Source organism: Streptomyces sp. MspMP-M5, from assembly GCF_000373585.1.
GTDB lineage: Bacteria > Actinomycetota > Actinomycetes > Streptomycetales > Streptomycetaceae > Streptomyces.
On the sequence record NZ_KB891929.1, the window covers coordinates 14,436 to 27,932 of the forward strand.

A 13,497-nucleotide genomic window follows, 5' to 3' on the forward strand; every position below is an offset into this window, starting at 1 on the left:
GTACGTGAAGAGACCGCCGGTGGGCCAGGGGCCCGCCGGCGGTCGTGCTGTGCGCGGGGGTCAGCCCCGGGCGTCCGCGATCTGCCGGGACATGATCGTGGTCAGCTCGTAGGCGGTGTGCGAGGCGGCCACGGCGGTGATCTCGGCGTGGTCGTAGGCGGGGGCGACCTCCACGACGTCCGCGGACACCAGGTTGCAGGACGCCAGCCCGCGCAGGATCTCCAGCAGCTCGCGGGAGGTCATGCCGCCGGCCTCGGGGGTGCCGGTGCCGGGGGCGTGCGCCGGGTCCAGGCAGTCGATGTCGATGGAGATGTACAGCGGCCGGTCGCCGATGCGCTGCCGCAGCTGGTCGGCGACCTCGTCGGCGCCGCGGCGGTAGACGTCGGCGGAGGTGACGATGCCGAAGCCCATCTTCTCGTCGTCGGTGAGGTCCTGCTTGCCGTAGAGCGGGCCGCGGGTGCCGACGTGGGAGAGGGCGGAGGTGTCGAGGATGCCCTCCTCGACGGCGCGGCGGAACGGGGTGCCGTGGGTGTACTCGGCGCCGAAGTAGGTGTCCCAGGTGTCGAGGTGCGCGTCGAAGTGCAGCAGCGCCACCGGGCCGTGCTTCTTCGCGACCGAGCGGAGCAGCGGCAGGGCGATGGTGTGGTCGCCGCCGAGCGTCATCATGCGGGCGCCGGTGCCGAGGATGTCGTCCGCGGCGGCCTCGATGGTCTCCACGGCCTCGTTGATGTCGAACGGGTTGACCGCGATGTCCCCGGCGTCGGCGACCTGCGCCAGCGCGAACGGCGAGGCGTCCTGCGCCGGGTTGTAGGGCCGCAGCAGCCGCGACGCCTCACGGATCGCGTTGCCGCCGAAGCGGGCGCCCGGGCGGTAGGAGACGCCGGTGTCGAAGGGGACACCGACGACGGCGACATCGGTCCGGCCGCCGACCTCGTCGAGGCGGGGCAGCCGGGCGAAGGTCGCGGGCCCGGCGTAGCGCGGAATGCGGGAGGAGTCGACGGGGCCCACGGGCCCGTGCGATGCGGTGGTCATGGCGCGAGCGTAGGCACCGGCCCCCCACCGGCACATGGACATTTGCGACCCCCGCCAGATGTCCGTTCGACATTCTGTCCACCCATGCGCCGCCGCTCCCCTTCGCGGCGCCGCACCCCGCTGTGCCGCCCCCGTTGTCCGTCGGTGTCCGGGCCGTGGAACGCCCCGCCCCCGGAGATCCCTACGGGCACAATGTCGCTATGCCGATAGCCGCTGCGGCCCCCTCGCGTGCCGAACTCATCGACCATCTCGTCCGGACCCGGATCGCGGGGGCCGTCGCCACGCCCCGCGAGAACAACCTCCTGCACTACCGCCGGCTCGCGAACGGCGACCGGCACTACTGGTTCGGCCTGGATCTGGGCGACCGCTGGACGGACGAGCAGGACGTGCTGGCCGTGATGGCGGAGCGCTGCGGCGTCAACGACGACCCGGACCACCGGCAGGGGCAGGACACCATCGACCCGGAGCTGACGGTGGACGCGCTGGAGCGCGCCGCCGCGGTGCTGCGCAAGGCCGCCGCCGACCGCCAGCGCGTGCTGTTCGCCACCGGCCACCCGGGCGGCCTGCTGGACGTCCACCGCGCCACCGCCCAGGCCCTGCGCGAGCGCGACTGCGAGATCGTGGTCGTCCCCGACGGGCTGCAGGCCGACGACGGGATGGTCTTCCAGTTCGGCGACGTGGCGATGCTGGAGCGCGGGGCGACGCTGTGGCACACCCACTCCCCGGCGCCGATGGCCGCGGTCCTGGACGGCCTGGAGCGCGCCGGCCGCCCGCTGCCGGACCTCGTCATGGCCGACCACGGCTGGGCCGGCTGCGCGGGCCGGCGCGGCATCCCCACGATCGGCTTCGCCGACTGCAACGACCCGGCCCTCTTCCTCGCCGAGTCCGAGGGCACCGTCCAGGTCACCGTCCCCCTCGACGACCACGTCCTGAGCCCCCGCCACTACGATCCGTTGACCGCTTACCTACTGGCCGCGGCAAGGCTCGGCTGAGGTATCACTGGACCGAAGCCCCTGGGCGGAGCGGCTCCCCTCGGTGGCGCCACGCTCAGCGCACCGTCCTGATCATCACCGTCAGGACCGGTGAGGCTGCTGAGGGCTGGCTCTGGCCGATGCCGTCGTATCCCCAGGCTTGGTAGAGGCGGTGCACCTTTCCGTCTCCGGCAGCAGGGTTGACCATGAGGGTGACGTACGGCTCGTCACATTCGGCGAGAAGGGCATCGTGGATGCGCCGAGCGGTGCCGGTACCGCGCCAGGGAATGCGCACACCGATTTCCTTCAGGGCCACGGCATGCCGGTCGGTGTATTCAGCCGACGGGGCGGGACTGACGCGCTTCCACCAACGGTCTTCGGAGTCAATGGTGTTGGCGTACGCATAGCCAATGGGATCGTCCTGATCGTAGGCGAGCACAGCTACCCAGCCGGGTTCCTTGGAGTGGCGGTCGAGTCGCTCGGCGAAGGCCGAGACGGCGTAGTGGGAAACGCACAAGAGATGGGCAGACATCGACTCGGACGACGATGCGCCGCTCGCGCCGTTCAACTCGCGGGGCGCGGCCCATACCGCTATGCGCTGCCCTTCCAGGAACCGTGGGCGTACTGGTCCCACTCGCGAGCAAGCGGACCTCTAGGCGCGGCAGTGTGAAGTTTGGTGTCGAACTCCCCGACCAACCTGGCGATGCGCGGATGGCGGAGGAAGGCTTCGGTGGGGATGGACATCGCGGTGGCGATTGCCGGTTCGAGATCGCCTTGACCGAGTTGGGCAAGCGCAAGACGGGCGGTGTTGAGGGCGCGATCACGCTGCATCTGGGGCCGGAGAAGGGCCAGGCCGCGGTGTGCGCGCGCCTCTGCTCGCTCGAACTCGCCAAGGCCGAGATGCGCGGCAAGGGCGAGTGTTTCCAGCTCCGCACCATCTCCAACTGCGGCCATCCACGCTGGTCGGGGAAGGATCGGGTCGGCACGTTCAAGCGCTTCCTCAGCGCGACCTAAGGTGCGCCGTACGGCTGTCGTGTCGCCGATGAGTCCGTAGCTGGCTGCCTGGCGGGCATGCCCCAGACAAGCGAACATGGGATCACGACGGGCGATCGACAGACTTCGGGCTACGTCATTTGCCGCGATGGCTTCGGATAGGCGGCCCATGTGCCGGTACAAGGTCCCCGCGTGCGACCAGATACGGAATTTGATTGCCGGGTCAGCTGCCAACTCAGCGAGTGCCTGAGCTTCACGCATATGACTGACCGCGTCTTTATAGCGGCGACCGTCGATTGCGGCCCACATGGCCGAGGACCGAAAGGCCGCTGCGCAGCCGTACACGCAGGACCGGACCCGCTGACTGGCACTCCCGGAGTGCTGAAGGGCGAGGGCCTCGTCGGCGAGCGCCGCGGCCTTCCGCTCGATGTCGAGCCGTCCGCCATGGCGATGGTCGCTCGCGATGATCTCGCTGAAGCGTCGTTGGAGCCGCTCGACATCACTTGTTCCGACGCGGTGGTTGACGGCGAGCATAGGTGTGGCTGCTGCGGCGGTCATGGCCGTCCCAGCCGCGATGAAGCGACGGCGCTCCACGGCGTCCTCCGACGGTGGCGCGAACGCTGGCGACGGGCTCTGGCCCCGCGGCACGAACCCTAAAGCGGTGGCGGGCAGACCCGTGACCTTCTCCAGCGCGACCCGGGTCGCCGACTTGGGCCACCGTACGCGGCCCGCCTTCCAGTCCCGGACCGATGAGCCGTCCAGTCCTCCGACCCTGCCGGTGAGGTCACCAACCGCCGAATTCACGGCTTCGGCCAGCGAGTTGGCGCTGTAACCGTGCTCCTTCATCCAATCCTCAAGAACCGCGTTCCGCGACGTGTTCATGTACGCACGGTAGCCCCGTGCTCACCAGTTCGTCAGCCAAAGGACTCACCAAATCGCCCTAGGGACTCTCGGGAGAAAGTCGCCCGATTTCCCTAATCACATCGCACCGGCACGGCGTTAGATCGTCATAGGCCGACCGGACCCACGTCAGCAGCGCCTGGAGGACTGAACCACGATGCCGACTTCATCAACCGCTCGCCGCGCCCTCGCCGATGCCGCTCCGGCCCCTTGTACGGCAGGGGCCTCACGGATCGACCCCGTCGGTTGGAACGCCGTCCCTTCCCTGGAGATGTGGACGGTCGACGAGATCACCGGCAATGCGTGCCCGTGTTGCCACTGCGTCTACAGCCTGGCGCGGGAGAAGGTCAGCGGCCCTGACGGACGGCATGCCTGCCGGTTGTGCACCGTCCTGCTCGGCGTCCCCACGAGCGCGGAGGCCACGCGGTGAGTTCCAGGAAGCTCAAGAAACTGCCGGAAGTCGGAGATGAGGTCGAATACGCCCCAGGGCGGATGGCCATCGTGACCGACATCCGCGAAGGCATCCCATACCTGCGAAAGCCGGGAATCCGGGAATGGCGGGTGCAGGATCCGACATCTTTAACGGTGATGCGGACACGTGCCGAACGGATCGCGGCCAGCGACTTTTCATGAGGAAAGGAATGCTGCTGGCTCTGCCCGGTCAGGGCAGGCCCAGCAGCCGGGGGTGGATGGCGGGGGGCCATGCCTATGGGCAGTGGCACCCCGGAGTCGTACACCGTTCCCTACACCCGCGGCACCCGTACGACCCCCTCCTGGATCACCGTCACCGCCAGTTGGCCGTCGGCGGTGAAGATGCGGCCCTGGCCGAGGCCGCGGCCGGACCGGGACGTGGGGGACTCCTGGTCGTAGAGCAGCCACTCGTCGGCGCGCAGCGGGCGGTGGAACCACATCGCGTGGTCCAGCGATGCCCCGACGACGTCGCCGACCGCCCAGCCGCCGCGGCCGTGCGCCAGCAGGATCGAGTCCAGCAGCGTCATGTCGGAGACGTAGGTGACCAGGCAGACGTCGAGGAGCGGGCGGGGGATGCCGTCGCCGGCCTCGTCGAGCTTGCCCTGGGTGCGGAACCAGACCTGGGAGCGGGGCTCGCGCGGCCGGCCGACGGTGGCGTAGGGCGGCTCGTCGGCGTACCGCAGGTCGATCGCGGCCCGGGCCTCCAGCAGCCGCGCGGCGACCTCCGGCGAGAGGTACCGCTCGGCGTGCCGGGGCAACACCTCGGCGGGGGTGGGCAGTTCCAGCGGATCGGGCGCGGCCGGCATCGGCTCCTGGTGCTCCAGCGCCCCCTCCTCGTCCGCGTGGAAGGACGCGGTGAGGTGGAAGATCTGCTGGCCGTGCTGGACGGCGACGACCCGGCGGGTGGTGAAGGACCGGCCGTCGCGAATCCGGTCGACGGTGTAGACGATGGGGGCGCCGGGGTCTCCCGGGCGCAGGAAGTACGCGTGCAGGGAGTGCGGAGGGCGGTCGGCGGGGACCGTGTGGCCGGCCGCGACCAGGGCCTGGGCGGCGACCTGGCCGCCGAAGACCCGGGGCACGACGGAGGCGCGGCTCTGCCCGCGGAAGATGTTCTGCTCGATCCGCTCCAGGTCCAGGAGATCGAGCAGTGACCGGAGTGCGTCGTTCACGTGCGTGGGTCCTCGCGCCCCTACAGGCCCATGGACTTGGCGATGATGGACTTCATGACCTCGCTGGTGCCGCCGTAGATGCGGTTGACGCGGTTGTCGGCGTAGAGGCGGGCGATGGGGTACTCGTTCATGAAGCCGTAGCCGCCGTGGAGTTGGAGGCAGCGGTCGATGACGCGGTGGGCGACCTCGGTGCAGAAGAGCTTGGCGGAGGCGGCCTCGGCGGCGGTCAGCTCGCCGGCGTCCAGGGCCTCCAGGGCGCGGTCGGCGACCGCCTCGGCGGCGTCCACCTCGGCCTGGCAGGCGGCCAGTTCGAACTTGGTGTTCTGGAACGAGGCGACGGTCTTGCCGAAGACGGTGCGCTCCTGGACGTACCGCTGGGCGAAGCGGACAGCGGCCTTGGCCTGCGCGTAGGCGCCGAAGGCGATGCCCCAGCGCTCGGAGGGGAGGTTGCGGCCGAGGTAGGAGAAGCCCTTGTTCTCCTCGCCGAGCAGGTCCTCGGCGGGCACCTTGACGTCGGTGAACGCCAGCTCGGCGGTGTCGGAGACCTTCAGGCCGAGCTTGTCGAGCTTGCGGCCGACGGAGTAGCCCGCGGAGGTGGTGTCGACGGCGAAGAGGGAGATGCCGAAGCGGCGGTCGTCCTCGCGCGGGGCGGAGGTGCGGGCGCAGACGATGACGCGGTCGGCGTGCACCCCGCCGGTGATGAAGGTCTTGGCGCCGTTGAGGACGTAGTGGGTGCCGTCGGCGGAGCGCTTGGCGGTGGTCTTCATGCCGGCGAGGTCGGAGCCGGTGCCGGGCTCGGTCATCGCCAGGGCCCACATCTCCTCGCCGGAGACGAACTTGGGCAGGTAGCGCTTCTTCTGCTCCTCGGTGGCGAGCATCTCGATGTACGGCAGGCCGAGCAGCACGTGGACGCCGGAGCCGCCGAAGGTGACGCCGGCGCGGGCGGTCTCCTCGTACATCACGGCCTCGAACTTGTGCGAGTCGATGCCGGCGCCGCCGTACTCCTCGGGGACGCGGATGCCGAAGACGCCCAGCTCGGCGAGTTTGTAGTAGAAGTCGCGGGGCACCTGGCCGGCGGCGTACCAGTCGTCGTAGACGGGTACGACCTCGGCCTCGACGAAGGCGCGTACGGTCGCGCGGAACGCCTCGTGATCCTCGTTGAACACCGTCCGGCGCATGCCCTTGGCCTCCTTCACCCACCACACTAAGCGTTTGCTCAGCGAAAGCTACCGGCCGGTCACGTTCACTGTCCAGAGGTGGGGCGGACCCGCTGCCGGCCGGCGGCAGCGGGTCCGTCAGCCCACCCGGTGCGCGGCCACGACGCTCTCGGCGTCCACTTCCACCACCCCCGCCTCGTCCGCCCTGCCCGCCCCATCCACATCGACTGCCGCGAACGCGCCCAGCGCCAGCCGGTGCAGCAGGTGCGCCATCTCCGTGCGGCCCGGCAGCGAGCCGGGACGGCCCAGGTGCGGGGTGGAGTTCAGCAGCCCGAAGACCGCGTGCACCGCCGCCCGCACCTCGGACTCCGCGGGCGCGGGGTGGACCTGCCGGACGACCTCCACCCACAGCTCGACGTACTGCCGCTGGAGCTGCCGGACCCGCTTGCGGTCCGCCTCCCGCAGCCGGTCCAGCTCGCGGTCATGCAGGGTGATCAGGGGCCGGTCGTCGAGCGCGAAGTCGATGTGCCCGTCGATCAGCGCGTCCAGCACCGCCGCGGGGCTCTCGCCGCCCTCCTCGACCCGCATCCGGCCGCCGGCCAGCAGCCGCTCGCTGATCCCGACGAGCAGCTCGGCGAGCATCGCGTCCTTGCCGGCGAAGTGCCGGTAGAGCCCGGGGCCGGAGATGCCCACGGCCGCCCCTATCTCGTCCACGCCGACGCCGTGGAAGCCGCGCTCCGCGAAGAGCCGGGCGGCCTCCTTGAGGATCTGCTCGCGGCGGCTGGTCGGGGCGGGGGCGTGCGCATTACTCATGCGATCGATTGTAGACAGGCGGGTTAGTGGTCGTTAACCTGAGAGCGAGGAGTTAACGACCATTAACGCGCATGGCCCCGGAGCACACCCCGCGGTGCTCCGCGGGCAGCCGACCGAGCGAGGGGGCCCATGGCGATGGAGGCCATCGAGCAGGCACCGGTGCTGGCGGGCACGGACGCCCCGGCGTCCGACGCCTGGCGGGCCAACGAGGCCGCGCACCGCGAGCTGGCCGAGCAGCTCCGCGAGAAGCTGGCCGCGGCCAGACTGGGCGGCGGCGAGAAGGCCCGGGCGCGGCACACCGCCCGCGGCAAGCTGCTGCCCCGCGACCGCGTCGACGCCCTGCTGGACCCCGGCTCCCCCTTCCTGGAGCTGGCGCCGCTGGCCGCGGACGGGATGTACGACGGGGCCGCACCGGCCGCCGGGGTGATCGCCGGCATCGGCCGGGTCAGCGGCCGGGAGACCGTGATCGTCGCCAACGACGCCACCGTCAAGGGCGGCACGTACTACCCGATGACGGTCAAGAAGCACCTGCGCGCCCAGGAGGTCGCGCTGGAGAACCGCCTCCCGTGCCTGTATCTCGTCGACTCCGGCGGCGCGTTCCTGCCGATGCAGGACGAGGTCTTCCCGGACCGCGAGCACTTCGGGCGGATCTTCTACAACCAGGCGCGGATGTCCGCCGCCCGCATCCCGCAGATCGCCGCGGTCCTCGGCTCCTGCACGGCCGGCGGCGCCTACGTCCCGGCGATGAGCGACGAGGCGGTCATCGTGCGGAACCAGGGCACGATCTTCCTCGGCGGCCCCCCGCTGGTGAAGGCCGCCACCGGCGAGGTCGTCAGCGCCGAGGAACTGGGCGGCGGCGAGGTGCATTCCCGCACCTCCGGCGTCACCGACCACCTCGCCGAGGACGACGCGCACGCGCTGCGGATCGTCCGCACCCTCGTCGCCACCCTCGGCGACCGCCCGCCGCTCCCCTGGGCCGTCCGGCCCGTCGAGGAGCCCAAGGCCGACCCGGCGGGGCTCTACGGCGCGGTGCCGGTGGACTCCCGCACGCCCTACGACGTCCGCGAGGTGATCGCCCGGATCACCGACGGCTCCCGCTTCGCCGAGTTCAAGGCCGAGTACGGCACCACCCTGGTCACCGGCTTCGCCCACCTCCACGGTCACCCGGTGGGCATCGTCGCCAACAACGGCATCCTGTTCTCCGAATCCGCCCAGAAGGGCGCCCACTTCATCGAGCTGTGCGACCAGCGCGGCATCCCCCTGCTCTTCCTGCAGAACATCTCCGGCTTCATGGTCGGCCGCGACTACGAGGCGGGTGGCATCGCCAAGCACGGCGCCAAGATGGTCACCGCCGTCGCCTGCGCCCGCGTCCCCAAGCTGACCGTCGTCATCGGCGGTTCCTACGGCGCGGGCAACTACTCGATGTGCGGCCGCGCCTATTCCCCCCGCTTCCTGTGGATGTGGCCCAACGCCAAGATCTCGGTGATGGGCGGCGAGCAGGCCGCCTCCGTCCTCGCCACCGTCAAACGCGACCAGTTGGAGGCGCGCGGCGAGGAGTGGAGCGCGGAGGACGAGGCCGCCTTCAAGGACCCGATCCGCGCCCAGTACGACACCCAGGGCAACGCCTACTACGCGACCGCCCGGCTGTGGGACGACGGCGTCATCGACCCGCTGGAGACCCGCCAGGTGCTCGGCCTGGCGCTGACCGCGTGCGCCAACGCGCCCCTGGCAGAACCGCGCTTCGGCGTCTTCCGGATGTGAGCACGGACGTGAGAGGACCTATGACCAGCTTCGACACCGGCCTGTTCGACACCGTCCTGGTCGCCAACCGCGGGGAGATCGCGGTCCGCGTCATCCGCACGCTGCGCGCCCTCGGCATCCGCTCGGTCGCCGTCTACAGCGACGCGGACGCCGACGCCCGGCACGTCCGCGAGGCCGACACCGCGGTCCGGATCGGCCCGGCTCCCGCCGCCGAGAGCTACCTGTCCATCGAGCGACTGCTGGACGCCGCAGCCCGCACCGGCGCCCGAGCCGTCCACCCCGGCTACGGCTTCCTCGCCGAGAACGCCGCCTTCGCCCGCGCCTGCGCCGACGCCGGGCTGGTGTTCATCGGGCCGCCGGCGGACGCCATCGAGCTGATGGGCGACAAGATCCGGGCCAAGGAGACGGTCCGCGCGGCCGGTGTCCCGGTCGTCCCCGGCTCCTCGGGGAGCGGCCTGAGCGACGCCCAACTGGCCGCCGCGGCCCGGGAGATCGGCATGCCGGTGCTCCTGAAGCCGTCGGCCGGCGGCGGCGGCAAGGGCATGCGCCTGATCCGGGACGCCGCCGGCCTGGCCGACGGCATCGCCGCCGCCCGCCGCGAGGCCCGCTCGTCCTTCGGCGACGACACCCTGCTGGTGGAGCGGTGGATCGACCGCCCCCGGCACATCGAGATCCAGGTGCTGGCCGACGGCCACGGCACCGTCCTCCACCTCGGCGAGCGCGAGTGCTCCCTCCAGCGCCGCCACCAGAAGATCGTCGAGGAGGCCCCCTCGGTGCTGCTGGACGAGGCCACCCGGGCCGCGATGGGCGCGGCGGCCGTCCAGGCGGCCCGCTCCTGCGGCTACCGCGGCGCCGGCACCGTCGAGTTCATCGTCCCCGGCAAGGACCCCGCCGGCTACTGCTTCATGGAGATGAACACCCGCCTCCAGGTGGAGCACCCCGTCACCGAGCTCATCACGGGACTGGACCTCGTCGAGTGGCAACTGCGGGTCGCCGCCGGCGAGCGCCTCCCCTACGCCCAGGAGGACCTCACCTTCACCGGGCACGCCGTGGAGGCCCGGATCTGCGCCGAGACCCTGTCCGTCAAGGGCGGCACCTGCGACTTCCTGCCGACCGGCGGCACCGTCCGCACCCTGCGCGAACCGTCCGGGGACGGAGTGCGCACCGACTCCGGCCTCACCGAGGGCGCCGAGGTCGGCAGCCGCTACGACCCGATGCTCGCCAAGGTCGTCGCGCACGGCCCGGACCGGGCGAGCGCCCTGCGGAAACTGCGGGCCGCGCTGGCCGCCACGGTCACCCTGGGCGTGCCCACCAACGCCGGCTTCCTGCGCCGGCTGCTGGCCCACCCGGACGTGGTCTCCGGCGAGCTGGACACCGGCCTCGTCGAGCGGGTGGCGGCCGGCCTCGTCGACACCGCGGTGCCGGACGAGGTCTACGCGGCGGCCGCCGCGGTCCGCCAGGCGGCCCTGGAGCCGGCCGCCGGCGAGCGCGGCTGGCGCGACCCGTTCGCCGCCCCCACCGGCTTCCGGCTCGGCGGCACCCCCGCCCCGGTGCGGCACTGGCTGCGCGTCCCCGGCCACGACCCGGTGGCCTACGACGTCCGGCCCGGTAGCGCCCCGGAGCACTTCGCGGTCACCGACGACGAGGTGCGGGTCACCGTCGACGGCGTCCGGCACACCTTCCACCGCGGCGGCGACTGGCTGGGCCGGGACGGCGACGCCTGGCACGTCACCGACCACGACCCGGTGGCCGAGGCGCTGCGCGCGGCGGCCCGCGGGCACGGCGTGGACACCCTCGCCGCCCCGATGCCCGGCACCGTCACCGTCGTCAAGGTCGCCGTCGGCGACGAGGTCGCCGCCGGGCAGGGCCTGCTGGTGGTGGAGGCGATGAAGATGGAGCACGTGATCTCCGCGCCGCACGCCGGCACGGTCACCGAACTGGACGTCGCCCCCGGCAGCACCGTCGCCATGGACCAGGTACTGGCCGTCGTCGCACCCCACGAGGACGCCGCGCCCCCGGACGACACCACCCCGCGCACCGACGAGGAGGCCACCGCATGAGCGAGCCAACCGCGACCCCGGCGACCGGGCTCCCCATGGAGGTGCCCGCGGAGGGCCTGCCCACCCGTGTGCGGATCCACGAGGTCGGCCCCCGCGACGGCCTGCAGAACGAGCAGGCGGTCGTCCCCACCGAGATCAAGGCGGAGTTCATCCGCAGGCTGGCCGCCGCCGGGCTGCCGGTGATCGAGGCCACCAGCTTCGTCCACCCCAAGTGGGTGCCCCAACTCGCGGACGCCGAGCGGCTGTTCCCCCTGCTGGACGGCCTGGACCCGCGCCGCCTCCCGGTCCTGGTGCCCAACGAGCGGGGCCTGGAGCGCGCCCTGGCCCTGGGCGCCCGCCGGATCGCGGTGATCGGCAGCGCCACCGAGTCGTTCGCCAGGGCCAACCTCAACCGCACGGTCGACGAGGCACTGGCCATGTTCGAACCGGTCGTCCGCCGGGCCCGCGACGAGAAGCTCCACGTCCGCGGCTATCTCTCCATGTGCTTCGGCGACCCCTGGGAGGGTCCGGTGCCGATCGCCCAGGTCGTCCGGGTCTGCCGGGCCCTGCTCGACCTGGGCTGCGACGAGCTGAGCCTGGGCGACACCATCGGCGTGGCCACCCCGGGCCACGTCCAGCACCTGCTCGCGGCGCTCAACGAGGCCGGCGTGCCCACCTCCCGGCTGGGCGTGCACTTCCACGACACCTACGGGCAGGCCCTCGCCAACACCTTCGCCGCGCTCCAGCACGGCGTCACCACCGTCGACGCCTCGGCGGGCGGCCTGGGCGGCTGCCCGTACGCCAAGAGCGCCACCGGCAACCTCGCCACCGAAGACCTCGTGTGGATGCTGCACGGCCTCGGCATCGAGACCGGCGTCGACCTGGACCGGCTGACCGAGACCAGCGTCTGGCTGGCCGGAGTCCTGGGCCGCCCCAGCCCCTCGCGCACCGTCCGCGCCCGCACGCCGGCACCGTCCCACAAGGAGTGACCATGTCCCTGGACCACCGCCTGCCCGACGAGCTGGAAGAACTCCGGCGCACGGTCGAGGCGTTCGCACACGACGTCGTCGCCCCGCAGATCGGCGACTACTACGAGCAGCACACCTTCCCCTACGACATCGTCCGCCAGATGGGCCAGATGGGCCTGTTCGGCCTGCCGTTCCCCGAGGAGTACGGCGGGATGGGCGGCGACTACCTCGCGCTCGGCGTCGCCCTGGAGGAGCTGGCCCGGGTCGACTCCTCGGTGGCCATCACCCTGGAGGCCGGGGTCTCGCTCGGCGCGATGCCGCTCTACCGCTTCGGCACGGAGGAGCAGAAGCGGGAGTGGCTGCCGAAGCTGTGCAGCGGAGAGATGCTCGGCGCCTTCGGCCTCACCGAGCCGGACGGCGGCTCGGACGCCGGCGCCACCCGCACCACCGCCGTCCGCGAGTGTGGGGGAAGCTGGGTGATCAACGGCACCAAGTGCTTCATCACCAACTCCGGCACCGACCTCACCGGCCTGGTGACGGTCACCGCCGTCACCGGCCACAAGCCCGACGGCTCCCCGCTGATCTCCACGATCATGGTCCCGTCCGGCACCCCGGGCTTCACGGTCGCCGCCCCCTACTCCAAGGTCGGCTGGAACGCCTCCGACACCCGCGAGCTGTCCTTCTCCGACGTCCGCGTCCCGGCCGCCAACCTCCTGGGCGAGGAGGGCCGCGGCTACGCCCAGTTCCTGCGCGTCCTCGACGAGGGCCGGATCGCCATCGCCGCGGTGGCGACGGGCCTGGCCCAGGGCTGCGTCGACGAGTCGGTGAAGTACGCCAAGGAGCGCCACGCCTTCGGCCGCCCGATCGGCGCCAACCAGGCCATCCAGTTCAAGCTCGCCGACATGGAGATGCGCGCCCACACCGCCCGTCTGGCCTGGCGCGACGCCGCCTCCCGCCTGGTGCACGGCGAACCGTTCAAAAAGGAGGCCGCCCTCGCCAAGCTCTACTCCTCCGAGATCGCGGTCGACAACGCCCGCGAGGGCACCCAGATCCACGGCGGCTACGGCTTCATGAACGAGTACCCCATCGCCCGCATGTGGCGCGACGCCAAGATCCTCGAAATCGGCGAGGGCACCAGCGAGGTCCAACGCATGCTGATCGCACGGGAGTTGGGGTTCTAGCAGCCCTTCATCCGGGGTTCGCCCACCTGGTGGGCGAACCCC

General features: G+C 71.7%; 12 protein-coding genes. 6 read left to right on the forward strand and 6 right to left on the reverse strand.

Features of this window, described 5'->3' with window-relative positions:
• Nucleotides 1-60 precede the first annotated feature (60 nt).
• Complete coding sequence (gene speB / locus B073_RS0132015; protein WP_018542164.1) at nucleotides 61-1,032, reverse strand: agmatinase; 972 nt, start codon at nucleotides 1,030-1,032, stop codon at nucleotides 61-63.
• 200 nt (nucleotides 1,033-1,232) lie between these two features.
• Here speB and B073_RS0132020 point away from each other — a divergent pair, with 200 nt between their 5' ends.
• Nucleotides 1,233-2,024 (forward strand): phosphatase, encoded by a 792-nt coding sequence (locus B073_RS0132020; protein ID WP_018542165.1) that lies wholly within the window; start codon nucleotides 1,233-1,235, stop codon nucleotides 2,022-2,024.
• 55 nt (nucleotides 2,025-2,079) lie between these two features.
• On the opposite strand, the gene B073_RS41865 is transcribed toward B073_RS0132020, so the two are convergent.
• Together B073_RS41865 and B073_RS46855 are read right to left on the reverse strand one after the other, a co-directional pair.
• Nucleotides 2,080-2,535, reverse strand: a complete 456-nt coding sequence (locus tag B073_RS41865; RefSeq protein ID WP_018542166.1) for a GNAT family N-acetyltransferase — start codon at nucleotides 2,533-2,535, stop codon at nucleotides 2,080-2,082.
• A 59-nt stretch (nucleotides 2,536-2,594) separates the two neighbouring features.
• Nucleotides 2,595-3,878 carry a Tat pathway signal sequence domain protein gene (locus B073_RS46855; RefSeq protein WP_078508278.1) on the reverse strand — a complete coding sequence of 428 codons (1,284 nt, stop codon included), beginning with the start codon at nucleotides 3,876-3,878 and terminating at the stop codon, nucleotides 2,595-2,597.
• Between the two features lie 444 nt (nucleotides 3,879-4,322).
• Between B073_RS46855 and B073_RS46860 the strand changes: the two genes are divergently transcribed.
• The gene (locus B073_RS46860; RefSeq protein ID WP_158690278.1) at nucleotides 4,323-4,529 is read left to right on the forward strand and encodes a hypothetical protein; all 207 of its coding nucleotides are present in this window, start codon (nucleotides 4,323-4,325) and stop codon (nucleotides 4,527-4,529) included.
• Nucleotides 4,530-4,639: 110 nt separating this feature from the next.
• Here the strand turns inward: B073_RS46860 and B073_RS0132040 are convergent, their stop codons facing one another.
• From B073_RS0132040 to B073_RS0132050, 3 genes are all read right to left on the reverse strand, one after another.
• On the reverse strand, nucleotides 4,640-5,536 hold the full coding sequence (locus B073_RS0132040; protein ID WP_018542169.1) for an acyl-CoA thioesterase: 897 nt from the start codon (nucleotides 5,534-5,536) through the stop codon (nucleotides 4,640-4,642).
• Between the two features lie 20 nt (nucleotides 5,537-5,556).
• Entirely contained in the window at nucleotides 5,557-6,714 is a 1,158-nt protein-coding gene (locus tag B073_RS0132045; RefSeq protein ID WP_018542170.1) for an acyl-CoA dehydrogenase family protein, read from the reverse strand.
• 117 nt (nucleotides 6,715-6,831) lie between these two features.
• A complete protein-coding gene (locus tag B073_RS0132050; RefSeq protein ID WP_018542171.1) occupies nucleotides 6,832-7,506 on the reverse strand; it encodes a TetR/AcrR family transcriptional regulator in 675 nt (224 codons plus the stop codon).
• A gap of 144 nt (nucleotides 7,507-7,650) precedes the next feature.
• On the opposite strand from B073_RS0132050, the gene B073_RS0132055 reads away from it, so the two are divergent.
• The 4 genes from B073_RS0132055 to B073_RS0132070 are packed head-to-tail and all read left to right on the forward strand — an operon-like array spanning nucleotide 7,651 to nucleotide 13,455.
• Nucleotides 7,651-9,267: a carboxyl transferase domain-containing protein gene (locus tag B073_RS0132055; protein WP_026247921.1), complete on the forward strand. Its 1,617-nt coding sequence runs from the start codon at nucleotides 7,651-7,653 to the stop codon at nucleotides 9,265-9,267.
• Nucleotides 9,268-9,287: 20 nt separating this feature from the next.
• Entirely contained in the window at nucleotides 9,288-11,327 is a 2,040-nt protein-coding gene (locus tag B073_RS41870) for a biotin carboxylase N-terminal domain-containing protein (RefSeq protein ID WP_018542173.1), read from the forward strand.
• A complete protein-coding gene (locus B073_RS0132065; protein WP_018542174.1) occupies nucleotides 11,324-12,295 on the forward strand; it encodes a hydroxymethylglutaryl-CoA lyase in 972 nt (323 codons plus the stop codon). The genes B073_RS41870 and B073_RS0132065 overlap by 4 nt, the downstream gene beginning before the upstream one ends.
• Before the next feature lie 8 nt (nucleotides 12,296-12,303).
• Nucleotides 12,304-13,455: an acyl-CoA dehydrogenase family protein gene (locus B073_RS0132070; RefSeq protein ID WP_026247922.1), complete on the forward strand. Its 1,152-nt coding sequence runs from the start codon at nucleotides 12,304-12,306 to the stop codon at nucleotides 13,453-13,455.
• The last annotated feature ends 42 nt before the right edge of the window (nucleotides 13,456-13,497 follow it).

Excerpts from the sequence above, each read along its gene's own strand:
- speB (WP_018542164.1), bottom strand. The coding sequence starts at position 1,032 with ATGACCACCGCATCGCACGGGCCCGTGGGCCCCGTCGACTCCTCCCGC.
- B073_RS0132020 (WP_018542165.1), top strand. The coding sequence starts at position 1,233 with ATGCCGATAGCCGCTGCGGCCCCCTCGCGTGCCGAACTCATCGACCAT.
- B073_RS41865 (WP_018542166.1), bottom strand. The coding sequence starts at position 2,535 with ATGTCTGCCCATCTCTTGTGCGTTTCCCACTACGCCGTCTCGGCCTTC.
- B073_RS46855 (WP_078508278.1), bottom strand. The coding sequence starts at position 3,878 with ATGAACACGTCGCGGAACGCGGTTCTTGAGGATTGGATGAAGGAGCAC.
- B073_RS0132045 (WP_018542170.1), bottom strand. The coding sequence starts at position 6,714 with ATGCGCCGGACGGTGTTCAACGAGGATCACGAGGCGTTCCGCGCGACC.
- B073_RS0132050 (WP_018542171.1), bottom strand. The coding sequence starts at position 7,506 with ATGAGTAATGCGCACGCCCCCGCCCCGACCAGCCGCCGCGAGCAGATC.
- B073_RS41870 (WP_018542173.1), top strand. The coding sequence starts at position 9,288 with ATGACCAGCTTCGACACCGGCCTGTTCGACACCGTCCTGGTCGCCAAC.
- B073_RS0132065 (WP_018542174.1), top strand. The coding sequence starts at position 11,324 with ATGAGCGAGCCAACCGCGACCCCGGCGACCGGGCTCCCCATGGAGGTG.